The organism is Paenibacillus sp. sgz302115 (assembly GCF_056120445.1).
The window spans coordinates 430,685-457,399 of record NZ_JBVYOK010000003.1 but is presented as its reverse complement, the minus strand read 5'-3'; the positions used below and the strand labels follow the sequence as shown (position 1 = coordinate 457,399).

At 50.6% G+C, this 26,715-nt stretch carries 16 protein-coding genes; 2 read left to right on the top strand and 14 right to left on the bottom strand.

The annotated features are described in order from the left end of the window. Positions 1–71 precede the first annotated feature (71 nt). From AC0LWN_RS10165 to AC0LWN_RS10105, 13 genes are all read right to left on the bottom strand, one after another. Positions 72–1,685 carry a response regulator transcription factor gene (locus AC0LWN_RS10165; RefSeq protein WP_474664831.1) on the bottom strand — a complete coding sequence of 538 codons (1,614 nt, stop codon included), beginning with the start codon at positions 1,683–1,685 and terminating at the stop codon, positions 72–74. After that, entirely contained in the window at positions 1,686–3,482 is a 1,797-nt protein-coding gene (locus AC0LWN_RS10160) for a sensor histidine kinase (RefSeq protein ID WP_474664829.1), read from the bottom strand. 400 nt (positions 3,483–3,882) lie between these two features. Further along, positions 3,883–5,355, bottom strand: a complete 1,473-nt coding sequence (locus tag AC0LWN_RS10155) for a glycoside hydrolase family 1 protein (protein ID WP_474664827.1) — start codon at positions 5,353–5,355, stop codon at positions 3,883–3,885. A 17-nt stretch (positions 5,356–5,372) separates the two neighbouring features. Then, positions 5,373–7,262 carry a beta-glucoside-specific PTS transporter subunit IIABC gene (locus AC0LWN_RS10150; RefSeq protein WP_474664825.1) on the bottom strand — a complete coding sequence of 630 codons (1,890 nt, stop codon included), beginning with the start codon at positions 7,260–7,262 and terminating at the stop codon, positions 5,373–5,375. Between the two features lie 118 nt (positions 7,263–7,380). Further along, the gene (gene licT, locus AC0LWN_RS10145; protein ID WP_474664823.1) at positions 7,381–8,214 is read right to left on the bottom strand and encodes a BglG family transcription antiterminator LicT; all 834 of its coding nucleotides are present in this window, start codon (positions 8,212–8,214) and stop codon (positions 7,381–7,383) included. A 144-nt stretch (positions 8,215–8,358) separates the two neighbouring features. Next, a complete protein-coding gene (locus AC0LWN_RS10140; protein WP_474664821.1) occupies positions 8,359–12,315 on the bottom strand; it encodes a glycoside hydrolase family 10 protein in 3,957 nt (1,318 codons plus the stop codon). 254 nt (positions 12,316–12,569) lie between these two features. Further along, on the bottom strand, positions 12,570–13,256 hold the full coding sequence (gene pgmB, locus AC0LWN_RS10135) for a beta-phosphoglucomutase (RefSeq protein ID WP_474665008.1): 687 nt from the start codon (positions 13,254–13,256) through the stop codon (positions 12,570–12,572). Beyond that, entirely contained in the window at positions 13,250–14,131 is an 882-nt protein-coding gene (locus tag AC0LWN_RS10130) for an alpha/beta hydrolase (RefSeq protein ID WP_474664819.1), read from the bottom strand. Before AC0LWN_RS10130 ends, pgmB begins: the two co-directional genes overlap by 7 nt. Positions 14,132–14,146: 15 nt before the next feature. Then, entirely contained in the window at positions 14,147–15,814 is a 1,668-nt protein-coding gene (locus AC0LWN_RS10125) for a glycoside hydrolase family 3 protein (RefSeq protein ID WP_474664817.1), read from the bottom strand. A 76-nt stretch (positions 15,815–15,890) separates the two neighbouring features. Continuing rightward, entirely contained in the window at positions 15,891–16,877 is a 987-nt protein-coding gene (locus AC0LWN_RS10120) for an ABC transporter permease (protein WP_474664815.1), read from the bottom strand. 44 nt (positions 16,878–16,921) lie between these two features. Continuing rightward, positions 16,922–18,052: a sugar ABC transporter substrate-binding protein gene (locus AC0LWN_RS10115; RefSeq protein WP_474664813.1), complete on the bottom strand. Its 1,131-nt coding sequence runs from the start codon at positions 18,050–18,052 to the stop codon at positions 16,922–16,924. A 33-nt stretch (positions 18,053–18,085) separates the two neighbouring features. Further along, positions 18,086–19,099 carry an ABC transporter permease gene (locus tag AC0LWN_RS10110; protein ID WP_474664810.1) on the bottom strand — a complete coding sequence of 338 codons (1,014 nt, stop codon included), beginning with the start codon at positions 19,097–19,099 and terminating at the stop codon, positions 18,086–18,088. A gap of 19 nt (positions 19,100–19,118) precedes the next feature. Further along, the gene (locus tag AC0LWN_RS10105; protein ID WP_474664808.1) at positions 19,119–20,663 is read right to left on the bottom strand and encodes a sugar ABC transporter ATP-binding protein; all 1,545 of its coding nucleotides are present in this window, start codon (positions 20,661–20,663) and stop codon (positions 19,119–19,121) included. Positions 20,664–20,868: 205 nt separating this feature from the next. Here AC0LWN_RS10105 and AC0LWN_RS10100 point away from each other — a divergent pair, with 205 nt between their 5' ends. Next, on the top strand, positions 20,869–23,364 hold the full coding sequence (locus AC0LWN_RS10100; protein ID WP_474664806.1) for a GH39 family glycosyl hydrolase: 2,496 nt from the start codon (positions 20,869–20,871) through the stop codon (positions 23,362–23,364). A gap of 424 nt (positions 23,365–23,788) precedes the next feature. Further along, complete coding sequence (locus AC0LWN_RS10095; RefSeq protein ID WP_474664804.1) at positions 23,789–24,370, top strand: LOG family protein; 582 nt, start codon at positions 23,789–23,791, stop codon at positions 24,368–24,370. Between the two features lie 338 nt (positions 24,371–24,708). Here AC0LWN_RS10095 and AC0LWN_RS10090 read toward each other — a convergent pair whose 3' ends face one another. After that, entirely contained in the window at positions 24,709–26,601 is a 1,893-nt protein-coding gene (locus AC0LWN_RS10090; protein WP_474664802.1) for a serine hydrolase domain-containing protein, read from the bottom strand. Between the last annotated feature and the right edge of the window lie 114 nt (positions 26,602–26,715).

Here is a 26,715-nt window from a genome sequence, read left to right as displayed (position 1 = left end):
CCCTATGAAAGAATAGCTATGAAATTCATGAAAACTAAACTTTCTTTTACTTCTTCTTAAAATCGTCCATTTTACCGGTCCTGGATATTCTTCACCGTCTTCGGGGCTACCCCGAACTTTTTTTTGAACAGACGGTTGAAATAAAACGGGTCCGGGATGCCGACCTCCATCGCCACCTGCTTGATCAAATAATTGCCGGAGGACAGCATTTCATAAGCCTTCAGCATGCGGATCTCATTGAGCCGGGTCAGGATGCTTGAGCCCGTTTCGGCTTTGAATACCTGGCACAGATAAGGCTCGGAAAATCCGACATGCGCCGCCACCTCGGAAATAAACACCCGCCCTGAGAAATGCTTTTCCAGATAGGCATTGGCCTGCCTGATTTCCTCGCGCATATACTTCTGTCCGGCGTTCCTTCCGATCATGCCCATCACTTCATCGTACATGTCCTGAATGATGAGCATGAGCTGCGAGTCTGTAAGGGCGGCTTCAATGAGCTGAATCCACCGGGTTTCGTTCCATGCGGCTTCCCTGCCGACAATGCTCGAATTGGCGATGCCCCATACCCCTCCGATGATCGCTCTCTTCAGGGAATTGGGCGGGATGCGTAAATCGGCGGACGCCCGGATCAGCACAGATGCACTTTCCAGCCACAGGTCTATCTCGGTTCCGCCGGAGTGGCGCAAGCTGATCTTTAATTGATTTTCCAGCGTTCTAAACTCACTGTCTTCTTCACTCCGTTCAGCGGCGGCACCATTAAATATGCCCTTATCCTGGTGCTTGCTGTAGAAAGAAAGATAATCGGCCGCCTTGTTCAGCCTGATCTGCCCGGCGATCCCTTCATAAGCGGTAGCAGGGTTGCCGTAAATGATACAAATCTCCATATTATAATAGATTTTGGACAAGCCCTTGATCCGCTGGGCCAGCTCTTCGGCATTTGGAAAGCCAGCGTCTGACGATGGAATGGGTGACACGATCAGCATCAAGAACCGGCCCGGCTCCGCAGGCACGACATACAGGCCGTGATTTCCGGGGAACAGCCCCTCTGCGATCTTGTGAAGCGTCTCCTGATGGCGGGAGGTCTCCCGTCCGCGGGAGGAATGCTCGAGATTATGTATGCAAAATGCGTAGGCATGCAGTGCAGGATGGCCCGCAAGCACTTCCAGCAGCGCTTCTTTGCCGGCCTGCTCGCCATGCGTACCAGTACCGGAGTCGATCTCCCGCAGCCAGTCCTCCACCACTGCCTTCGTATTCTTCTGTCCGGCCTCGTGGAGAAGAGGGCTTTTACTGTGATCATGCTTTTGATCCAGCTTCAGGGCAATCTCCTCCAGGGCGGCCATGAAATTTTCCGTTTTCAGCGTAAGCTTGAGCATGTAGTCATGTGCGCCACATCTCAGCGCCTCCCGGACCAGATCAAAATCATTATAGTTGCTGAGCACCAGCACCTCGCCGCCGAAGGAGGATTTCATCAGCAGCTTGATCAGCTCCAGACCGTCCATTTCGCTCATTTTAATGTCGGTGATCACAATGTCAGGTTCAGTCCGCTGGACCATCTCAAGAGCCGCCGCCCCGTTGGCCGCCGAGCCCACATATTCGAACCGGCTGCCCTCCCAGCGTATCAGCGATTTCACCGCATGCCTAACGATCATCTCGTCATCCACAATCAGCACCTTGTACATAAGCATCTACCCTTCCTTCTGTTTTAGCGGCAGCCGGATGACGGTCATGGTTCCTTTGCCCGGTTCACTCCGGGTCAGCATGCCATACGGCTCACCGACATACATATGAATGCGTTCCTCTACGTTCACAATCCCAATGCCCGAGAGCTTGTTACCTGCATGCCTGCGGTTCTGAACCTCCTTGAGGTCGAAGCCTTTTCCATTATCCGCTACGATCAGTTGCAGGATTCCGTCCGCACTTGCAATTTCCACGCTGATTTTGACCACGCGGCCTTCGTCCCCTCCGGCATGGAGAATGGAGTTCTCGACAATGGGCTGGAGGATGAACCGCGGGACAAGGCATTCATACAGCTCATCCTGCTCCACCGTGCAATTCAGCTCAAACGATTGGCCGTACCTGATCCGCTGGATCACCGCATAGTGCAGCAGGTTGTCGATCTCTTTGCGTAGCGGAATCATCTCTTCCTGATCCAGTATGGTATTGTGCAGCAGCTCGGACAGTGAGCCGATGCCCTCCTCGACAATGGTGTTGCCGCTCATCATCGCGCTCCATTTCAGCGAATTCAGCGTATTGAACAAAAAATGCGGGTTAATCTGCGCCTGCAGCATTTTAAGCTCCGCGTCCCGCTTGGCCTTCTGCTCCTGCCCGACCTGATCAATCAGCCGCTTCAACTGGCCGACCATCTGGGCGATGGTTTCGGTCAGCTTGCCCATTTCATCGGGCGGCGTTTCGGAGGACAGGCTGAAATCGAGACGGCCCAGCTTGATATGCTTGGCATATTGCAGGAGCTCCCGCATCGGGGTGCTGATGCTCCTGTACACCCACATGGCCATCAGGGTCGAGAGCAGCAGAATGATCAGGCTGATGTACAGGAGATTGCCCCGGATCTCCAGCAGCTCCGAGACAATATACGTATGCGGAATCAGTCCAACCATATACCAGTCGGCGGAACGGATATAGGTGTTCGTCACCAGAACTCTTTTGCCGTCAATTTGCGTGTAGAAAGACTTGTTCGCTTGGCCTTTAGCTATTTTCCCGAACACCTCCTCCTGCTTATAGGTTGTACCTTGAGCGATATTCGGATCAGCCGAAGATACGACTGTTCCGAAACCGTCAACAATATACAGCTTCCCGCCCGTTCCGAGATCCACATGCTCATATGTATTCCGTGTGAAGACCTTTCCGTCGATTACGATGATCAGATAGCCGATTTTTTGATTCAGATTATCCGCTGAGAAAATCACCCGGCTGAGCGCAATTTTGTCGGCGCCGCGGTTCGAGCGCAAATAATTCCACGTCGTATTGCCTTCAAACGGGTTGATCCGCTTGATTGACTCCGCAACCTGGCTGCCGGGATACCACTCAAAGCCCAAATCAAAAAAGGTGTCCATGCTCTCGGTTAGCACGACCACATTGGACAGATTGCTGAGCCTGAACACCTGCTCACCCAGCACGTTGTTGATCTTGGTCTGGAATTCATTGCGCTCATAATCGGTCATGGATTTCGCCCGTTTCAGCCCGTTCTGCAGCTCCTGGTTCACGATGATGGATTCGCTCAGCGTCTCATACTGGGCCAGCTCCCGCGATACGTTTACCGCCGATTCGGATAGGACCTGCATGGAGAAAGCGCTTAGCTTTTCCGATATCGAGTCCTCGTACCTGACGTTGGAATAAAAGGTGACAAAGATGACGGGCAGCAATGAAGTGATAAAAAAAGCGCCGAGCAACCTGTTTTTAATCGAAAATCTTCGCAGATAAGAGGAGCGTTTACCCGCATGAAGCTTAGTACGTGGTACGTTCATGTTAACTTTACCCCTTATTTTCGACTTTTCACGACATATTCTCTATCATTCTATCACAACTTTTTTTCCTTTTTGAGAAATCTATATCAGTTGAACTATAGATTTTCATATTATGGTCCGGTCGTAACTGCGGGGAATGTTTGGACTTCCGGCCGCTGTTATGTTTGGATTTCTCTGACTGGAACCGCTGATCGCGGTAGAAATCCAAACATAAAGGCGGACGCATTCGCTCCTCCAGTTCCAAACTTCCCCTCCGCACTCCTACCTTTTTATGGTTTTTTTTAAGTTCAACTTATCTAGTGAAATAAAATGCCCACAAAAAAACAGTACGCAGCCCTGATACCGTTCAGGCTGCATACTGTTTTTTATATCTGCTATCGAGACGGCGCTTATCTTGGGATCAGTCCAGATCAGCACCGTTCGAGGCAATCACTTGCTTATACCAGTGGAAGCTCTTTTTCTTCAGCCGATTCAGCGTTCCGCCCCCTTCATCGTCCTGATCGACATAGATCACGCCGTAACGCTTGGACATCTCAGAGGTGGAGGCGCTGATAATATCAATGGCCCCCCAACTGGTGTAGCCCATCACATCGACACCGTCCAGAACGGCTTCCTTCACCTGTGTGATATGCTTGCGCAAATAGTCAATCCGGTAGTCGTCGATGATCGACCCGTCTTCTTCCACCTTGTCCTTGGCTCCCAGGCCGTTCTCCACGACAAACAGCGGAAGCTGGTATCGGTCGTACAGCTCCTTGAGCACAATGCGCAGACCAATCGGGTCAAGCTGCCAGCCCCATTCGGTAATCTGCAGGTTCGGGTTCTTCACCGTGCTGAACAGATTGCCTCCAGTCACGCCGTATTTCTCCGGGTTCACGGTTGAAATCAGCGAGGTATAGTAGCTGAAGGAGATGAAGTCTATGGTATGCTCCCGCAGCAATTGCTCGTCTCCCGGCTCCACAGCAAGCTGAATGTTATTCTCAGCAAAATACCGTTTCACGAACGGAGGATAGCTTCCCCTCGCCTGAACATCCGTATGCAGCAGGTTGAGCTGATTATCCACTTGTGCCTGCAGCACATCCTCCGGGCTGCTGGTTGCCGGATAATGAATCATCCGCGCCAGCATGCAGCCGATCTTGAAGTCAGGATTGATCTCCCGGGCCTTTCTGGTAGCCAGGCTGCTCGCCACAAATTGATGATGCAGCGCCTGGTAGGATGCCTCGCGGATATTCTCTACTGTGTCCTCAACCACACCCCCGCCGGTGAAAGGCTCGATGACGGTAGTATTGATCTCATTGAAGGTCAGCCAATATTTAACCTTATCTTTATATCTGTTCATCACGGTCTCGGCATATTTCTCATAGAAGGCAATGACCTTGCGGTTTCTCCAGCCGCCGTACTTCAGCACAAGCGACATCGGCATCTCATAATGGGAGAGCGTAACAAGCGGCTCGATATTATATTTGCGCATTTCGTCGAACATGTCGTCATAGAACTGCAGCCCTTTTTCATTTGGCTCCGCATCATCGCCGTTCGGGAAAATGCGCGGCCAGTTGATCGACATGCGGAACACCTTAAAGCCCAGCTCGCCGAACAAAGCGATATCCTCCTTGTACCGGTGATAGAAATCAATCCCGTAACGCTTCGGATAGCCTTCGGCCGACGTAATCTGCATGGACCGCTGAATGGATTCACTGGTGACATGCATCAGCTCTTTAAGATTGGTATAATCCTTTTTCTTAAAATACGGCACCATATCGGCGGTGGACAGGCCTTTGCCGTCTTCAGCATAAGCGCCTTCCGCCTGATTGGCGGCAATGGCGCCGCCCCACAGAAACCCTTCCGGAAATCCTTGTTGATTGCTCAATTTGCCCATCTCCTTGTCTGCTTAGATTATAGTTCCGCCTTCAGCACCGGCTCGCCAAAGCCAACCTCTCCCAGCTTGAGCGGGAGAATCTGCTTGTAATCTGCGGTATTGGTAACTACCATCGCGGTAGTGATATCGTAATTCTGCGCGATTTGCTCCAGATCAAAGGTCAGCAGCTTATCGCCTGCCTTCACCTGATCACCGGTCTGCACATGGGCTTCGAAAAATTGCCCGCGCAGCTTCACAGTATTAATGCCGACATGAATCAGCAGCTCCATGCCGGTTGCACTGCGGATCACCATCGCATGCTTGGTCTTAAAGACATTCATGACGGTGCCGCTGATTGGAGCTACCAGCTCGCCAACCGATGGCACAAAGGCAATCCCTTTCCCCATCAGCTCATCGCCAAAGGTAGGATCGTTCACTTCCTTCAGTTCAACCGCTCTGCCCGTCATCGGGGCATATGCCGTGTCGTCCGCATTCGCGGTTGCCGCTTCCTCAGGAACCGCCGCCGGAGCCGGGGCTGCCGGAGGAGCAATGCTCGCGGAAATTTGTTCAGCATCATCGGCGTCTTCCTTGAAGCCGAGCATAACCGTGACCCCAGCGGCGATCACAAAGGCAATCGCCATACCGCCGAGCGCGTACCAGAAGGTCTGTCCAACCAGTCCCGGAAGTCCCGGAATCCCGCCGTTGCCGGCCAGGGCATATGCCTTGACTCCGAACGCCAGGGCAAAGCCGCCGCCCGCAGCACTCCCGATCATCGCAGCGATAAACGGTTTCTTGTATTTCATATTGACACCGTACATTGCCGGTTCAGTTACACCCATCAAGGCGGTAACACTGGTAGACAAGGCGACGGATTTCAGCTTTTTGTCCTTCGCCCGCAGGAACACGCCCATCGTTGCGCCAGCCTGACCCATGTTGGAGATGTAGGTCAGCGGCAGGAATTTATCGAAGCCGAGTGTCGCCAGATTGCTGATAATAACCGGGACCAGTGCATAATGCATTCCGGTCATGATGATCAGGGCCATCGCTCCGCCAAGGATAATCCCCGAGAATAGTCCGCCCTCTGTAAGCAGCCAGTTGATGCCGCCGGATAAGCCGTCACCGATCAGTGTGCCCAGCGGTCCGATGGCAATCAGCGTAACCGGAACCATGATCAGCAGCGAAATGAGCGGAACCAGCAGCAGCTTCAGGGAAGGTGTAATGATCCGGTCTACAGCCTTTTCCAAATAGGACAGCAGCCAGACAGCCAGCAGAATCGGAATGACGGAAGAACCGTAGGATACGGCTGTAACCGGAATGCCGATAAAATGCACCGGGTTACCGCTCGACAGCAGCGTCCCCATATCCGGGTACATCAGCGCCGCGCCCAGTCCTACGGCAATAAACGGATTACTGCCGAATTTCCGCGCCGCGCTGACTGAGATCAGAATCGGCAGGAAGTAGAACACGCCATCGCCGATGGCGGACAGAATCCGGTACGTGTCCGTTCCCGAGGACATCCAGCCCAAGGTTACGAATAAGGCGAGCAGCCCTTTGAGGATACCGGCGGCGGTAATGGCCGGCAGCATCGGCGCGAATACGCCTGCAATCGTCTCGAATATTTTCAGAATGACATTCTGTTTCTTTTCGCCCGCTTGCTTGCCGCCTTCCGCACTTTGCTTCAGAGCCGGGAATTCCTTGACCATTTCATCGTATACCTTGGGCACATCATTGCCGATGATGACCTGGAATTGCTCGCCCGAGATGTTGGTGCCCATAACCATATCCAGCTTTTTTAGAGCCGCCTGGTCAGCCTTGTTGTTATCCTTAAGATCGAAGCGCAGCCGCGTCACACAGTGGTACACTGAATTGACATTGGACACTCCGCCCACAGACTTGACGATTTGCTGTGCTGTTTCTTGATGTTTCATTGTGTTCCCTCCCAATAATTTGGTAACAAAAAAACCCGAATGAACACGGGGCTCCGCGCATATACGCGTGCCGTGCTTCATCCGGGTTTTGCCTGATTGAACAGTAACAAGCCCCTTGTTATTTCGATTTCATCAGCCGCTCCAGATGCAGTGTCAGATACAACTGCTCGGAATGCGTCATAACATACTCGTAATTTTTCAGAATGAACGCTTCAATCTTGCGGATGCACTTGAAGGTGTCGGGATAGTTTTTGCGGACCACCTCATACAAATACTCCTCTGTGTCGTCATGGCTGGAATGGGTAATCACCCGCTGGCAGAAATATTTGAGATGCGTAATGAATCTGAAATAGTTGACGCTGTCCTCATCCATATCCACGCCGAAATGATATTTGATGATGTTCATAATCTCCTGCAGCAGCTGCATCAGATGGGTCACATCATTCATGGAATCATTGACCTCGGCATTGATGAAATGAAGCGCGATATTGCAAATCTCGTCCTTCGGAAATGCAATCCCGAGCCGTTCCTTCAAAATGGTCAGCGCTTCCTTCGCCACATCATATTCAGCCTTGTAGAAATGCTGCACCTCCCAGGACAACGGGTTGCGGGCAATCTGCCCCCGCTCCAGCCGCTGCACCGCAAAGTGGATATGATCCGAAAGCGATACGTAAATCCCGTCACTGATCTGTTTGTTGAGCTGCATCCGTGCCAGACTGACTATATCATCGGTCACCTGCAGTATCTCAATCGGCATCTCCGTAACAATCGCCTTGAAGCGTTCGTATATGGATGAATCCTGAAGGCGGAACACTTTCTCAATCCGCTGTTCATCAATCCGGTCGCCTGCACGGAACTGGAACCCGATTCCCCGGCCGAGGATCAGCAGCTCCTGATTCTTCTCATCGAGTGTGCTGACGATGTTATTGTTGAAGATTTGTTTGATTATCACATTAGACCACCTGTTTTTTTTGAGGAATAAAAAAGGGCAAAACAACAATGGCAATGAATGTATCATTTCCACTGTGGTTTTGCCCGCATTACCGGTAACAAGCCTCGGAAACAATTTATCACAAGCTGAAAACGGTGTCAACCGTTAGTTCCGAAAATCGTTTTTCCAAATACGATATAGAATAACTGCCGCTTCAGCACGGGTAAGCGTATCGTTCGGGGCCAGCTTGCCGTTCTTGCCGCTCACGATTCCGTATTTCACCAGAGCTGCCAAGCTGTCTTTGGCATAACCCGAAATGCGGTCCGCATCCGAATAATCAGCCAAAGTTCCGCTGCCGCCTGCTACTTTGCCAGCTGCGGCCAGTGCGCGCGAAGCGATCACCATCATTTCCTGGCGGGAGATCGGGCTGTCTGGCTGGAACGTATTGTCCCCATAGCCGGTGACAATGCCTAGCTGCTTCGCGATAGCCAGCTCAGCGCTATAATACACGTCTTTCTGAACGTCGCTGAATGCTGCTGTGTTCTCCTGGCCTGTGCCTTTCAGCCCAAGGGTTCGCACAAGCGGCGCGACGAAGTCCGCTCTCCTCATAGGGGCAGCAGGCGAGAAGCTGTTCATTGCGGTTCCCTGAACGATATCGCGGGCAGCCATAGCCGCAATAGCTTGCTTGGCCCAAGCGACATTCGCCAGGTCTTCGAAGGCTAACGGCGCATATGCTACTGCATAGGTGCCAACCCCTGTAGTCTGAAAAACAAGCGCTCCGGTTGCCGCATCATACCGGCTGTTCAGGATCGGAGCCGGTTTGCTGTTGCCCGCAAGCTGCCAAATCACAAGCGATTCCGGATTGCCAAGCTCACTTGCTCCCTGTGTGTAAGGAATGGATACTGTTACTGGCGCATTCGGATTGTTCCATGCAATAGCCTGCCCGCCGGCGAGTATCTTCAGCTCTATTGCCGGACGGCTGCCAATCTGTACGCTCGCTGCCGCGTCCAGACCTTCTGTCGAGGCCCGGGCTATACGGATAGACGCAGGTTCCGAATTGTCTGTCACGTTAGACAGCATATTGCTTGGAATCTGGAGTACCGCTTGCTCGGTCTTCAGGGATAGAACAAAACTCTGTTGACCTTTCAGGCTTTGCATTGGCAGCGCTACTTCGTACGATGCAGCGTCTGCCTGCTTCGGCACTTCGATGATAATCTGTTTCTTGCCGTTTGCTGCCGGAGCGGCTTGCTCCAACGCTTTTTTCAGATCATCGCCCGAAACTGTTCCCTTCGCCTGTCCTTTGTCAGACTTCAAATTCAGCTTGATCGTAACAACGCCGTCCTTGCTCTCAACGATGCCTGTCTGCGGACTTGGTGTGGCACTGCCACTATTGTTAGTGTTATTTCCGCTATCGTTGGGTTGTGCAGATTTGCCCGTAAGGGTAAGCACACCGTAGACGGATGTATCCTGATAGCCATTGCCGGTTGTGTCATTCCATGCGGCAACGCTTTGCCGGGCGCCGTCTTTGGCGTCGTTGATCTGAACGTCAAATCCGATTTTTTTGTCGTTGCCTGCTGTTATTTGTTTGAACGGAATCTTCACTTCAACCGTGTAGTTCGTCCCGGAAACCTTGGTTGCCGATTGGAATCCAGTGGAAAGACTGGCTGGACTGAAGGTAGCTTCATTGGCAAAATTGATTCTGAACTGCCCGTCATCCGCTTGATAGAATGTGGTTTTTCCGTTGTTTTCATCCAGGAAGATTTCAACGGAATCCTGTTCCCATGCGTTTTTGTTGCTTTTATCGAGCTGAGCGTCGCTAACCTGGATCAGAACATACAGATTTTGATCATTCCAGAGGGTTTTCGCCACTCCGCTCGCCCCTTGCCAAGCCATCTGGAACCGGTTAACCGGTAGCTCAGGGGCCTTGCTCCACACTGCGTCAACAGTCCCGTCCACTACAGGTGTGCCGTAAACCGCCGTCGATTGATTAGCATCTGTCACAACAGGCGGATGCTCCTTAATATATTTTACCGGATCGGAGACAGCATAATAAGCGGATTTCGCCTGCAGGTTCTTATCGAACAACAGCGGATTGGATTCCGCTCTCCAGCTCGTACCGTCATCCAGGCCCCAGAAGGTAACCCGGGCAATATTAGCAGCATGAGCCTTGTATAGCTCCATCAACTGCGCGTACATATAACTCTGGGCATTCGCGAGCTTGTCGGGGAGCTGATAGCCGCTTCCAGCCATAATATCAAGCTCGGTAATGCTCACTTCTACGCCTAAGGAAATGAACTTCTCCAGGGATAACCTAACGTTCTCAGGGTTTGTATTGATATTGTAGTGTGCCTGCATGCCAACACCATCAATAAGAAGCTTTCCAGGGTGTGTAAGCGCATACTTGTCATTGATGGCTTTGACCATGTTATAGATGGCCTGAGCCTTGTTCTGGTTATCTTCGTTGTAATCGTTGTAATACAGCTTGACATTCCACTCCGGGTGCTCGTCAAGTACTGCTCTTGCCGCCAGATAAGCCTGCTCAAGGTAATCCGGGCCGATGGCATTATACCAAGGGGACTTCCGCAGCGAATCTTCCCAATTAGCCGGATTAGGCGGGTTATCGCTCATCGCTTCATTGACAACATCCCAGGAAATCACTTTGCCGCCGAAATGCTCCATGACGGTCTTGATATGGGTCTTCAGATTTACAAGAGCTTCATCCCGTCCCAACGGAATGTCTTTGCCCTCTGCGTCCTTTGCCACATTCATCCACTCTGGAGACTGCTGATGCCATACCAGCACATGCCCATGCATCTTCATCCCTGCAGCCAGCACCTTGTCAACCATTGCATCTGCCGAGCTAAAGGTAAATTTGCCCTTCTCCTTCTGCAGCGCATCCGGTTTCATGGCGTTGCCTGCGGTGGCGACATTATGATGCATTTTCAGCAGCTCCAGCCGAACGCCTTCCAGATCCTCGGCGGATATCGCATTGCCGATCAAAAAGTCATTTTTGTACGTATCTTTTAAGGGAATCAGGTCCTTCTGAATGACAACGGGGGTGGAGCTTGTTTTTTCAAAGCTGATATCGTCGATATAGAAGGAGGCTGCTGCGTTGTTTGAGCTTTCGATGTAAATCGCTAAAAACTCGCCGCCTACACTGTTATAACGGTAGCTGCCCTCATACTTGACCCAACCATCGCTGGTGCTGATTGTTTTGGGCGATAGAGCAACATAATTCGCGCTGCTTCCACTGCCAATCTGCGTAGAGAGCTGGAGCTGCGCGCTTGCAGGATCAATCAGCTTGACCCAGGCCGAAATGATATATTCGCTGCCCTTGTCTACATACTTCTCCACACGCAATGACGGTCCATGCCAAGTCGCTGAACGGCCCTCTACCTTGAGGGCATAAGAACCGTCCTTTGTATGATTCTGTTCATTTGTCACCGTCAGCTTTTCAGTCCCTGCTCTACCTTCAAAACCGCCTGCAGACTGATCTTCAAAGGTAATCGTGGTAAAAGGCAAAGCCGGATCTCTTACCGGCTCCTCTCCGCCGCCCGCAGCGGTCTTCTCGGTGATGAGGAGGTCTCCGAGGTAGAACGGTACAGTGGCTCCAGCATCGTTGGAGTTAATGCGCAGAGCCGTATCCTTACTCGAATCTACAGTAAATTCTTTAGATAAGGTAACGGCTTTGCCGGGTACATAATTCGCTTCAGCGTAATTTCCATAGCTGTTTACGGTTTGAAGTGCCGCATTCGCACCGCTTGGCAGATTCACATCTGCGTCAACATACACGATTGCGGTTACTGTGTAGGTTTTCCCATTGGCGAGGCCGAGGTCGCTGAAGCTGAAATCAGCCGCGTCCCAGTTGTTCACTCTTTTGCTCACGTATAATGCTGCCCCGTCGGTATTTCCGTCAAAAATTTTGCCGGTGACAGCGGTCAGGCTGGCGCTTCCCGATTGAACAGCCTTGCCTGCGCCATTCGCAAAGGTTTCGTGATAAACCGTTTTTGTTTCTTCCTGTTTCTGTGTTGCAGCTTTCGCAACCGGAGCGTTCCAGCCTGCCGGAATAAGCAGGGCCGCCGCGAGTAAGACCGAAAAGACCTGTTTGATCATTTTACTCATTTGCTGCACTCCTCTGTATGAATTTAGGTTAGCCTAGTTAAGCGCTTACATATATGGAAGAAGCCGCCCCCTTTCTCAACCAAAATCGTAGCATAATCACAAAAGCGCGTCATACACCAAATTAAAGATTGTTCCGTGGTTTTTTTAGATGATTTCGGGATGCACGTAAAAAAACCAACCTTTGCATCAAAGGTTGGTTTTTTGCCGCCCGGTAGTCAAACCTATCCGGCACAAATGTATTTATTGAGTGCGGGTTAAGCTTTATCCTTCCAACGGCTATAGGCAGCCAAGATATTCTCCGCACTGAGATGTTCAGTAGCCGGCACAAGATAATCTGCCAGCCGGAGTGCGGCTGCCGAACCAACGCCAACAGCGAACATACCCGCCTGCTTGATCGCCTCAACACCAGCGGCAGCGTCCTCTACCCCAATGCAGAACTCATAGGGGACCTTCAGGTAATCTGCGGCATTCGTGAATGTCTCCGGGTCCGGCTTGCCGTGCTTGATGCGGGCGGCATCGACCACATAATCAAATGCGGTGTTCAGCCCCAGACGCTCCAGCACGAACGGGGCGTTCCGGCTTGCCGAACCGACCGCCAGCTTTATGCCTGCTGCCCGCAGCTCCTTGAGCAATCTATCTATGCCGGGCAGAATATCGCTTGGCGTGATGGAAGCGATCAAAGCGGTATAATGCTTATTTTTCTTAGCGGCCAGGAGTTCCATTTCCTCTGGAGTCAGCACCTGAGGAACGGGCGCCGCCTGAAGAATCTTTTCCAGCGATTGCAGACGGCTGACTCCCTTCAGCTGCTCATTCAGTTCCTTGTCCACTTCGATTCCGAGCTCTACGCCAAGCTGCTTCCACGCCAGGTAATGGAACTCCGCCGTGTCGGTAAGAACGCCGTCCAGATCGAAGATGACCGCTTGGGGAAAGGTACTCAAGATGATACCTCCCCCTGCCGCAGCCATTTCACACTCAGGTTCAGCCACTCGGAGAGATGTAAATGCTGTATCTGCTCCGGCTGTTTGACCGTTTCATCGGCAAGGGACATGCCATGTGCCCCCTTCTCGAACATATGCAGCTCACAAGGCACCTTATTGCGGAACAACGCCTCTGCCAGACCGAGTAAATCAGTCGGCAGGATCACCGAATCTTCATAGCTGCCCCATATGAAGGTACGGGGCAGTTCTGAATGAATTTTATGCAGTAAATTTAACGAATCCTTCTCCTCATCCGTTAAATTCTCTTTGCCCATCAGGATTTCACGGATGTTCGGCCCTCTCATGTCGGGCATTAGCCCTTTCTCCATCAGTTCAATCACAAAATCGGGAGTTTTCTCTGAACGCGGTTCAAGTGTAACTGCAGGATAGCCAAGCACCAGCTGATTGGGCTTGATCTGCTCTGAGTCTAACCCCGTGTTCCCTGTAAGCAGGGGCTGATTATAATAAATCCCGAGGCTAAGCGCAAGATTGCCGCCTGCAGAGAAGCCGACTACTGAAATATTGTCCTTGTCCACAAGCCATTCTTCCGCATGTTCCCGGATGACCTTCATCGCATGGGCCAATTCAAGCAGGGCCGCAGGAAACGGGTTGTCGATTTTTACCGAATAGGTCAGGACAAAGGCATGGTATCCCATTCTGGCGTAAGCTAGCGCCACAGGTTCTCCTTCGTTTTGCGAAATGACAGTATAACCGCCGCCAGGGCAGATCACAACAGCCGGACGCAATATATTTTTCCGGTCGAATTCCCCATCGTTCTGGATATAAGTAGTGAGTGTGGCCGCTGAGTTGTCCAGCAGCCGGATGGTTTGATGAATCACGGGGTATGCCCCTTTCTATAATCTTGTATCCCATTTGCCGCAAAACGGATCAATCGGGCTCTTGCCTTTGAACTGCGATGCTCCCGTCAATTTCTCAAGCAGCAGTGGCAGCGTATAATCGTTGACTCCATAGGTATTAATATAGGTCTTAACCCGCGGAACATCGAGGAGATGATACGGATTCTCTGTAGAAATAAACACCGTCGGAATGGAGTGTATATAATTCGGAACATTAAGCCCCATAGGATTAAGCCACTCGATCCGGACAGTCGTCTGGTTGGACTTGGTCGCCAGGTTGCACAAATAAATGATAAGATCATAGCTTTCTTTCATTTCCGTATACGAGTTCTGCAAGCCTTCATATACGCCCGAAGGCTCAAAGCGCGTTACCTTAAAGCCCTCATTCTCCAGCAGCGGGATGAAGGCTGCCGCCAAGCCATTTGTCTTGCTATAGCCCAGTGCGTTAGCCTCACTTTCGATATCGTAGAGCAGCACCCGCGGATAACGTCCTGGCGATAACGGGAGTACGCCAGACTCCTCTTTGACAAGCGTTATGGATTGATCTGCCACGGCTCTGGCAACCTCCAGATGGCTTTCATGTCTCAGCACCCCGGAGGACCCCGCAAGCACGGGAACATTCTCCCGCTCATGCAGCTTGAGCGAAGCCTTAAGCCCGAGAATACGCAGAACTGCCTCATCCAGTCTGCCGGAAGACAGCAAGCCTGCTTCCAGGCCTTCTCTCATAAACCTTACATCTTCCTCCATGTTTTTGGTGAACAGGAACATATCACAGCCGTTCTCTATCGCACGGGGAACCAGTTCATTTCTTGGCATGGAGATGTTCATTCCCGCCATCGTGGTTGCGTCAGTTATAATCAGCCCGTTGAAGCCGAGACGTTCCCGCAGCAGTCCGTTCAGCAGCTCTGTTGCAAGCGATGCCGGCAGTATCTCTTCATCACAAAGGGACGGATTCAGCCGCTTGGAATATTCGGGAAGAGCGATATGACCCACCATTACCGTCTTGGCACCTTCTTGAATTAAATGGCGGTACACAGTGCCATAGGTATCATCCCACGCTTCGGGCGTCAAGGAATTCACCGAGGTCACAAGATGCTGATCCCTCTCATCTACGCCGTCGCCGGGAAAATGCTTGACCGAAGCGGCCATTCCCTGCTCCTGACAGCCCTTCACATATGCGGCCCCCAGCTCCATAACCAATTGGGGACTGCTTCCGAAGGTCCGGGTATTGGTGATCGGATTACGGAAGTTGTAGTCAATGTCTACTACGGGTGCAAAAGCATAATTAGCACCTACACTGCCGCCTTCAACGGCGCATATTTTGCCTAATTGATAGGCTAGCTCACGGCTTTCGGTTGCGGCAATAGCCATATTCGAGCCAATTTTGGTGCCGTCACTCGTAATCCCTTGTCCACCAGCCTCAAGATTGGCGGCAATCAGCAACGGAATCCGCGCCGAGCTCTGCAGGGTGGATACAGCGGCAGTCACTTCTTCTTTGGCCATTGCCCGGCACATCAAGCCTCCGATACCGATTTCTTGGGCTATATGCTTCAGAAAAGGCTCATCCTGCTTATAACCGACCATGAAGAATAGCTGCCCGATCTTTTCCTGCATCGACATTTGTCCAAAGGTGGCTTGTACCCATCTCAAATCCTCTTCATTCAAGCTAAACGGCTTCTCTCTCAACCGGTTAAATCCACTTCTCCCACTCCTATCCTTACTGCGGTTGCCGTCCCAAGCTTTAGGCTTCAGTACGTGCTCCGAATTTCTTGAAAAATGCGCGTATCTTCTCCTGATTGGAGGTATATCCCATGAAAGCCACGATGAACAAGCCCAGGTTGACGGTCTGCATAGAGCTGTCGATCCCCAGAACGACCATGCCATAGGACAAGGCATTCATTCCCAGGGCGCCGGCGAAAATACCCAGCGGGATATTCGAGAAACGCGCCAGATACAGTCCTACCAGCACCGGTCCCATCGAAGAGAACATCAGCGAGGTAGAGCTCAGGTTATTGGCAGGAGACACCAATACTGTGGAGGCATTAATAACAGCAGCCACCCCGAGCAGCACGCCGACGGTCAAATAGGTAAACATGATATTTTTCTTCTCTTTCACGCCCATATTGACCGCCAGACGGGGATTTGCTGCAAGCGAACGGGTATCATAGCCGAATTTGGTTCTTCCGAGCAGGAGATAGAACAGCACCATAACGACCACCAGTACGATATATATCCACGGTGACCGGGCAAATACCGTCAGTTCCGAATGCATATACAGCTGCGTCCCGGACCCGCCGTATACGACACCCGACAGCGCTTCAAATACCATGACCACACCAAGTGAGACAATGATGGTCGGAACCCGGATTGCAAGATACAGAACACCTTCCAGCAGACTGAGCACAACTGCAATTCCCACCGTCATCAGCAGCAGCAGCACCGGTCCTGCGTTCAGATCAATCGCCAGATTGCTGCCAATGATACCGGACAGAATGATGATGATTCCCGGCGCGAAATCCCAGCGTGCTCCCGACAAGGGCAGGGCGATGGCATAGGCAATAATCGTAGAAAGCACACTGCTTCTGATGATTCTGTCAAATGCCCCCGATGTTGCATAGCCCGACCGGTCCATGATGAAAGTGACCAGCAAAATAATTAAATATACCAATAAAGGGAACAGAAACGTTCTGAGCAAACTCCAGGCTCCCTTAAACATAAGCTTCTTCATGCGCTCACTCCGTTACATTGGGGCAGGCAAGGCCATTCCCCGGTCTATTCACTTCTTGCTGCTTGAATCTCTGATAATGTACGGCTGGTCAAGGTCTGCAGCGATTCCCAGGTAGCGGATTCGTTAAAGCTCTTCATGACTTTCTTTAATTCGTCAGCCGTAACCGAACCTTCTGATTTGTCGCCCGGAATCACGTACTTGTTGAAATTGTCAACCTCCTCCGCAGAGCTAAGTGTGACATAATTGACCTTGCCGTTAAGCTTCCAGTCGGAATAAGATTTTCCGTTAATCCGGTCGTATATCTGGGCAAAAGCGTTCGCCATAATTTGAGTGTAATTATTCGTTCCAGCCATCATGATGTTGCCGTTCTCAATCCCCGACTTCGTAGAGTTGTTGTATCCAAGTGCAAGCAAGCGGATTCCGGGCTTCGAGCTGTTAAGAATAGCCGGATAGACAAAGTCCATGCCTGAACCCAGACCAAAGATGGTATCTACCTTCGGATGCTCGGAGATGATTTTGGTTACTGCATCACTTGCATTCTCAGGTGCAAAAGAATGGTATTCCGTTGGATAAATGGTGACCTCCTTCTTCACATCCAGCTCCTTCATTTTCTCGGTCAGGCCGGAAATAATTGCTGGCGCATCCCGGAAGGCAAACTCGGGAAACGAAGTGACGCCGATATTTCTGGCTCCCGCGCTGTAGGCCTTCTCAGCATACAGGGCACCAAGATCTGCCGGATTCTCCCCGAATTGCTTGATTCCTCCCACCAGATAGTCGCTGGTTACACTTCCATCCACATCACCAAGCATTACCGCGTAGTACACACCAGCTTCTTCCGCGAGGCTCACACTTTGATCAAGCGCAGTGTCATAACCGCTGATGACACCATCCACCCCTGAGGCAAGCAGATTCTCCAGACCTTTGATATGATCCTCCTCGCTTGAACCCACAGTGGCATAGTTGAATTTCACGTTGAAATTATTTTCCAGATAGGAGCCGTAGGATTTGATCTCCTGACCCTGAATATCCGTATAGTTGTATAGCATAACCCCAATGTTGACCGTATCCTTCTTATTGCCGTCTGCATTATTGGCTTTGCTCCCGCAGCCGGTGAGAATGATTCCGGTCAACAGCATAAGCGCACACAGTACAGCGGCCAGTTTACTTTTTCTCATTGTCTATCCCTCTTTTCTATGAATTTCCAAGCATTAACGCGGCATGACTTCGGAAGACGGCCGCTTTAGCAGCAGGAACACCACCAGTAAGAACACAATACCCTTCACTAAAGAGACCACCTCCGTAGCCACTCCCACCATGACCAAACCGTTGTTAAGCAAAATGTAAGTAATGCTGCCGACAATCGCCGAGCTCATCTTCGCATTGCTGCCGCCATTCAGAGACAACCCGCCCAGAATAAGGGCCACAATGACATCCATCTCCATGCCTGAGCCTGTGTTCTCGCTGATCACCGTGGAGCGGGACAAGGATAAAATGGAAGCGAAGCCTACCAGCACGCCTGCCAATGCATAGCCGGTAATCTTGGTCTTCTTTACCTGCACTCCACTTTGCATTGCGGCCAGGGGATTATCACCAACCGCCCGGTTGTACTTGCCAATTTTCGTGAAATGAAACAGCACAATTCCGATAATTCCAACGGCCGTAAGAAAAATCAGAATAAACGGAATGCTTCTGCCCAGCAGCTTAAGCTGCTCCGCATCCAGGACTCCAAGCTTATCGGTAGTCGTAGATACGTTATAGGTCACCAGCCCTCTCGCAATAAACATTATTGAAAGGGAGGATATGACTGACATTAGTCCAAACTGTATGGCGATGAATACATTCAGCAAATAACAAATGACGGACACAGCAACGGCAGCCAGAATGCCGACGGCAAGCGGCGCACCGGCATTAAGCGTATACACTGCTGTCATGGAGCTCAGCGCCATGACTGCGCCTACCGAAATATCCATTCCGCCGTGGGAGAATATAAAGACCATGCCCACCGAAATCGTGAATAATACGGCAAGCTGCTTGATAATCGTCCGTAGGTTGAAGCTGGACAGCAGATCCCCGCTGGTCAGTATGGTAAAGACCACAATGACAAGCACCAGGCCTGCATATTGAATGAGGGTGTTTTTATTTTTTTTCAGAAAGCCGGCAATACCCGGGAATTCCCCCTTGCTGCTGCGGCTTCCTTTTGTAGCTGTATTGCCCTGTTCCATTAAGTCTCCCGCCTTTACTCTAAATCATATGCTCAATCAGCATAGCCTCACTGAGCTTCTCCGACCGGGTGAACTCCTTGCGGATTTTTCCGTCCTTCATCATCAGAATCCGGTCGCTCATGCCAATCAGCTCCGGCAGCTCCTCGGAAATCATCAGTATAGAATACCCCTCCCGTTTCAAGGAGTAGAGCAACTGATACATGGTGGTTTTCACCCCTACGTCCACCCCCCGGGTAGGGCTGTCCAGGATCAGAATTTTCGAGTGGTTTCCAATCCATTTTCCGAAGGAAACCTTCTGCTTGTTGCCGCCCGACAATTCCCCGACTTTCTGGTTCATGCTGCTGGCTTTGATCTTCAATTCCTCCATCTGCTTCGCGGCGAACCTTTTTTCTCTGCCGGGCAGAATCAGACCGAATTGGGACAGTTGATCAAGCGCTGACAGCACCAGGTTGTCCTTGATGGACGCTTCCATAATCAGCGTTTCCTTATCCCTGTCCTTGGACACATAACCGATTCTGCTTGCCATTGCCGCCTTGATGCTGTTCAGTTTACGCGGAGTGGCGGCAGCACTGTCCTCATGGTGTTCATAGACAATGACCTCCCCCTGCTCAGGCTTTAGTCCTCCATACATTAACTTGCCCAGCTCATGCATTCCGCTGCCCGATAGTCCGCCTATCCCCAGAATCTCCCCTTGATGCAGCTCCAAATCAATGTCCCGCAGAACGGAAGCGCTGACATTCCTAACGGAAATCATCACCTGCTCGTCATGGGAACCGTCATAGTCAGTCCTGTAATAATCCCCTTCAATGACCCTGCCCACCATAGATTGTTTAATATGATTTTCATTAAAATCCTGCTTTTCAATCGTTGTAATCAGATTGCCGTCCCGCATCACCGTGAGCACATCGCAGACTTCCATCAATTCGGGAAGATCGTGGGAAATAAACAATACGGCCTTATTCTGGTCTCTAAGCCTGCGCATGATTTGATGGATCAGAACTCTGCCTTCATGCGATAAAGCGGTTGTTGTCTCATCGACAATGAATAATGTAGGGTCATAGTAGAGGGCTCTGGCGATTTCAATCAGCTTCCTTTGTTCAAATCCAAGCGTATACATGGGTCTGGTTACATCCATTTCAGGCAGGTCAACCAGCTTCAGCGCACGCTTTGCCTCCTGATTCATCTGTTTGTAATCAACGAATCCACGCTTGATAAACCGCTTCTCCTCGCCAAGAAACATATTCTCTGCAATCGACAGCTCGGGAATGGTGCCTGTCTCCTGCACAATCATTGAAATTTTATGCTCTCTGGCATCAAGTGTGTTCTTGGGGCGATAGAGGGCACCGGCAATCCGCATTTCTCCGCTTGTAGCAGGCAGCAAGCCGCTCATCATTGCCGAGATGGTTGATTTTCCCGAACCGTTCTCCCCGATGAGTCCCCGAATTTCACCGAGCCTGATATTCATGCTCACCTGGTTAACAGCGGTTACATCATTAAATTTTTTAATTATATCCCGGGTCTCCAGAAATACTTGCTTGTCCATATCCAACATCCCTTTTGCCATATGATATCGCTTACCTCCCACTGCTATATCGTAACATTTGCCACAACCAATCTTAACTGTTCATGTTAACTAGATTAGAGCAGATTTTTAACCTATAATTAGGGCATTAACGCTACCTTCATTAAATTTTAAAGATTCAGGTTAAATAAATACGTATAAATCGTCGCAAAATATTAAATATTCACCTACAGCAAGGAGTGCTCTTATGGAATTCCGCCATGAAGTCATTAGTTTCCCCAAACAGCTGCCTATTAAATTCTTCCTCCACCGCATAGGTCAGGTCAACCGCCACTGGCATCAGTCGCTTGAGCTCATTATCAATATCAAAGGGAGCGTGCAGATTACCGTCAACAACCAGAGCTATGAGCTCCGGGCCGGTGATATTATTCTGATTAATTCCAATCAGGTGCATGAGCTGCATGCGGAGGATGCCACCATGATCGCGCTGCAAATCAAATTGGAGCTGCTGAAGGAAGCCACAATGGATATTCAGAAAATGTACTATGACTGCAACTCGGCCCGTTCCGGCCAGACGGAGAGATTCAATAATTTGAAACGGATCGTCGCCCAAATCCTGAAGTATAATATCCATTCCAACGAATATATCGATCTTAAAAACGTTTCACTTGTATACGAGCTGATCTACGAGCTATCTTCCAATTTCAGCACTGACGGCAAGGATGTTCACAGCTACTCCCAGGAAAATCTGGACCGGCTCAGCCGGATTCTTGATTACGTCAACAGCAAATACAGCGACCCGATCTCACTGCAAAATCTGGCCAAAACCGAATATTTGTCTGTACCCTATTTGTCAAAATATTTCAAACGAAGCATGGGAATGTCCTTCAGTGACTACTTGAAGGATATCCGGCTGCATCATGCGGTTAATGATCTCCTGAACGAATCGCTGACGATTGACAAGGTAGCGGCGCAGAGCGGCTTTCCCAATGTCCGGTCGTTTGTTGTGGCCTTCTCAGAGAAATATGGAGAACTCCCCAGTGTCTGGAGAAAGAAGCATGCAGGTGAAATTCTGGGAAGTATCGAAGCGACTAAGGAAAAATCCGTGAATTACTACCAGGACGAACCTCTGTCTTATTATGAGGATATTACGGCATTCATCGAAAGCAATCTGGATGCCGCCCCCGTTGACCTGCCGCAGCGGGTTGGGAGCAGCAGCACTTCTTTGATAAAAGTTCCGGTTGCTAGTTCCGGCAAAGTGCTTGGCCATCATTTCAAGAACTTTATTGGCGTAAGCCGGGCCAAGGAGGTGCTGCTGGCCGATGTGCAGCAGGCGCTGCGGATTGCCCAGGCGGAGATCGGGTTCAAATATATTAAAATGCACAGCCTGCTGGATGATGACATGATGGTGTACAACGAGGATGCTGAGGGCAAACCCGTCTATAATTTTCAATTTATTGACAGGGTATTTGACTTTCTGCTCTCCATCCGGCTGAAGCCGCTGGTCCAGTTCTCTTTCATGCCAAAGAAGCTCGCCAGCAATTTGGAGAAGACCGTTTTTTACAATCAAATTAATACCAGCCCGCCGAAGAGCATGGACAAATGGAATCAGCTGATCCGGGCGCTTACCCTGCATCTGATACAGCGTTACGGTCTGGACGAAGTAAGAAGCTGGCTGTTCTGCGTATGGAATGAGCCCAGCTCCTCCAATTTATTGTTTGGATTCAGCCATGACGAAATTTTCAACCATCTGTACCAGAACACTTATACAACCGTGAAGCAGATTGATTCCGCCATACCCTTCGGGGGGCCCGCCGCCTTTTCGACCTATAACAAAAATGAAGACTGGCTGTTCCAGTTCCTGACTTTCAGCAGGGAACAAGGATGTACGCCCGACTTCATCACGATCCATTACTACGATATCGACTTATGGAACTACAACGGCCAAGACAACCAGCTGAATCTCAGTCCGGTAACCCATTCCTTCTCTGAATTTATTGACCGGCTGAAGCAGCGGCTGCATGAATCGCAGTTCGACTCACTGCCGGTGTATCTGACCGAATGGAATTCAACAGTCTCCCATAAAGACCTGATGAGTGATACCTGCTTCAAATCAGCTTATATCATAAAAAATCTCACCGAGAACTATGACCGCCTCGATGCCTTCGGCTATTGGCTGCTGACCGATCTCCATGAGGAAAATCTGCTCCCGCAGCAGCTGTTCCACGGAGGACTTGGTCTCTTTACCTATAACAATATTAAAAAACCGTCGTATCACGCTTTTTCCTTCCTGAACAAGCTTGGTGATGAGCAGATTGCCAGCGGTGAGGGATATTTCATTACCAGATCGCGGACCGGCTATCAGCTTCTGCTGCACAATTATCATCATTATGATGAAGTCTACGCCAAGGGCGTTTCCATCAGCATTTCCTATTACGAGCGCTACTCCCATTTCCCGGCAAAATCGCGCAAGGAGTTCAATTTCGAACTGTCCCCGTTAACCGGCGCATTTGAATTGGTAGAGCACTTGGTAAATCAGCAGCATGGAAGCGCATTTGACAATGAAATCAGCCTCGGCGGAACGATGAGCCAATCGGCCGACGAAATGAATTATCTGCGCAGCATATCAATCCCTAAACTGAGCAAATCGTATGTGCATGCGTCCGGCTCACTGTCGATCCAAGCTGTTTTGGAGCCATTTGAAATCCGGCTGATTGAGATTATAGAGCGGTTTGGGGAATAGTACTTGCGGGGAATAGCATTTGGGGAAGATCAATGTATTGGCAAAGGGGCCACCGGCAGCCATCTTTTGATAGCCGTCAACAGCCCCTTAATTGTTACAATTAATTCGTTCCCCTTTGCAAAGAAAAAACCTGATCTCTTATAACATGCCTCAGCATATATTCATGCCAGGATGGATCTCGTATTGCGGAGAACGGCTTTCATACAATCCGACTCGGGGCTAAGATGTCCGACAACTTTGATCCGGCGTTTTACCACATCCAGGCTTTTGAATTGATCAGTCAGAATTACACCCGAAAAAGGCAGCCCCTCCGGTAAATTTACCGATGTGCAATCCGCCCAGTGATGTGCTACCGTTAAGATGTGTGCTCCGGGAGAGGCTTCCGGTGAGTTGATCTTACTTAAGCAAAGGAGAGTGTTCAACCATGAAAAGTATCGCTGTATTCTGCGGATCGCGTGACGGTGCTTCTCCCGTCTACAAGGAAAGCGCCCGGGAGCTGGGAACAGCGCTGGCAGAACGCGGCATCACCCTGATCTACGGCGGGGCGACCGTCGGTTTGATGGGCGAGGTGGCGGACGCTGCTCTGGAGGCTGGCGGGAGCGTGATCGGGGTCCTGCCCCATTTTCTCAAACGCCGGGAAATTGAACACAAGCAGTTGACGGAATTGATCATGGTAGACTCCATGCACGAGCGCAAATTAAAAATGTCAGAGCTCGCCGAGGGCTTCATCGCTTTGCCGGGGGGTCCGGGTACGATGGAGGAGTACTTTGAGATCTTTACGTGGGCGCAGCTCGGGCTGCATCAGAAGCCTTGCGGGATCATAAATGTCGAGCATTATTACGACCCGCTCATTGCCCTGCTTGACCAGATAACAAGAGAACAGTTCATGCCGGAGAAGCACCGGTCAATGGTTCTCACCGATACCACGCCCGAGGGCATGATCCGGCAATTTCTGAACTACTCCCCTCCACCAGTGAAAACATACCTAACGGACGAGCGCACCTGATCATCCGTGTTCATTGCCCTGTCCTATAAAAGCCGCCAGCTGCGCCTCATTGGGCTTTACTATGTGTGGCGCAGCTAATCCACTACCTGGCTTGCCCGGAATAACAACCTTGTCCCTCTCCAAACTGGAATTTCTCCACCTAAAAATGTGGCGGTACACCAAATTCGGGAGCATGCTGGAATTTCTCCATCTAAATTCGGCGATTTTTGATTATTCCAACGTTATTCGCCTGATTAATTGTACTAATTCCACCTAAATCTCTAAAAATCGCCATTTTTCTCTGTTTAGTTTACCTTTTTCCACTTATTCATCCATTTCCACATACTTAACTCCACAAGCTATGAGAAATGGATGGACAGCATATTCCAATAGAACAAAAACGCTGTATACGCAATGGAACCGGCTGCGACAGCGCAGCGTGCGAGCGGAGCGCCCTTTTCCCGGAAGCCCTTAACGCCATCCCGCCAGATCAAATGTACTGCAGCAATCACAGAGAGGAATGGCAGTGAAGAAACTCCCCAGGCAAACCATGCCGGATACCCGAAGGTGATTGCGGAATTTCCATAGTTTAATTGAATAATCAGAAAAACTGACAGTGATAATGTAATTATTCCCATATGCAGGGATACAGGCTTATTGGACTTGCGGAACAAGCGCAGAACATAACGGATCAGCCAGATCAGGGACAGCACAATAATTAATAATCCGCAGCCCAGGTACAGCGCAATAAGCGTGGAAGGCCGCTGCAAGAATTCCGGTGTCTCTGCCATAGTGGTTTCCTGGACGAAGGTCATTCGTAAATCCCGCTGCCGGTCGAACCATAGCTGCTGCGTGCCGCCTTTTTCCTGGAACAGATCCTCTGCAACTGGTACAAAAAACTTCTCCCGCTTTTCCCCTGTTCCATCCGGGAATACCCCGCTCAGGGTCAGCCCGCCATCAGCCGCTGTAACCTTAAATTCCTTGCCGCCAAGGAAATACAGCCATTTACCCCAGCCCTGCTGCGGAGCAGCAGCAAATAAATAGGTATGCTCATATTCCCGAAGCTGCTCCAAGGAAAGCGCGAGTGGCTTCACATCGGTGGTTGCTCCTGTAAAAAGTCCGGTAATCGCATCCGTGATTTTATCGTTTATATTCACGCCCTCCGCAGCTCCGTTGCTGACGATCAGAATACCGAGCTTCTGCGAGGGAATCAGCTCCATTTTCGCGCTGAAGGCTTCAATGTCTCCGGTATGCCTCAACGTCAGGCTTCCATCGGCAAGCTTTCCCCTAAAGAGCCCATATCCCATTCCGGGCACATCCGGGGATTCGGCAAATTGACGCTGCTGCATCTCATCCACGCTGGAGGGCGCAAGGATAGCCGTACCCTGGAAATCCCCCCGGTTCAGCATTGCGATCATAAAATGGGCAAATTCATTGGGAATGACACTAAGCCCCCCTGCCCCCGGAAGATTAACATAAGAGAACGGAACTGCTTGGTAAGCTCCCCCGGAATACACGTAGGATTTCGCCACGTTCGGACCGCTCTCAGGAAGCGTCAGGCTTGCACTTGGCATGTTCAGCGGTGTGAACAAATTTTTGCTCATGTAATCGCCCAGGTCTGAACCGGAAACCTGTTCAATGATATTGCCGGCGAGGCCTACGCCCGCATTGCTGTATTCATATTCCTGGCCCGGCTCCCTTACCGGAGTCTTCCCGCTTACATATTCGCGCAGAAACTGTTCTGCGGACAACGCTTTTTCGTGCGAAGAAGCACTTATTCTGTAAATAATTTCATCCAGCCCGGAAGTATACGTCAGCAATTGGTGCAGTGTAATGGGCTGATCCTTGAAGACCGGAATCTTGTACGTGCGTAAAAACTGATTAACATCATCATGCAGCGTCAGCTTCCCCTGCTCTGCCAATTGCATGGCGGCTGCGGCAGTGAACGTTTTGGTAAGTGAGCCTACACGCATGACCGTCCGGGCAGGGTCCACCGGAATTTTTTCTTCCACATTTGCGTAGCCGTACCCCTTGCTCCAAATAATCCGCTCTCCCTGGGTCACAACCACCGCCGTACCCGGAACATGCCGGTTGTCCAGCCCATCCTGCATAATCGGATCAACAATTTGTTCAAGCTGGCCGGCAGTCAAAGCGGCAGGTGCAGCCTCCGCTTCAGCCCCGCCCCCACTAAAGCCAAGCAGCAAAGTAAATATAACCGGCACAATAAGCAGCCTCTGGGATATTCTCCTCATCCATATAACCTCCATATCATATTTAAGTTCTACAGATTCAGCATAAGGCCCGCTTCTGTCTCCAATCTTCCCTCAACCTTAAATTTACCTTACAATAGCTGGATACAGGGATAA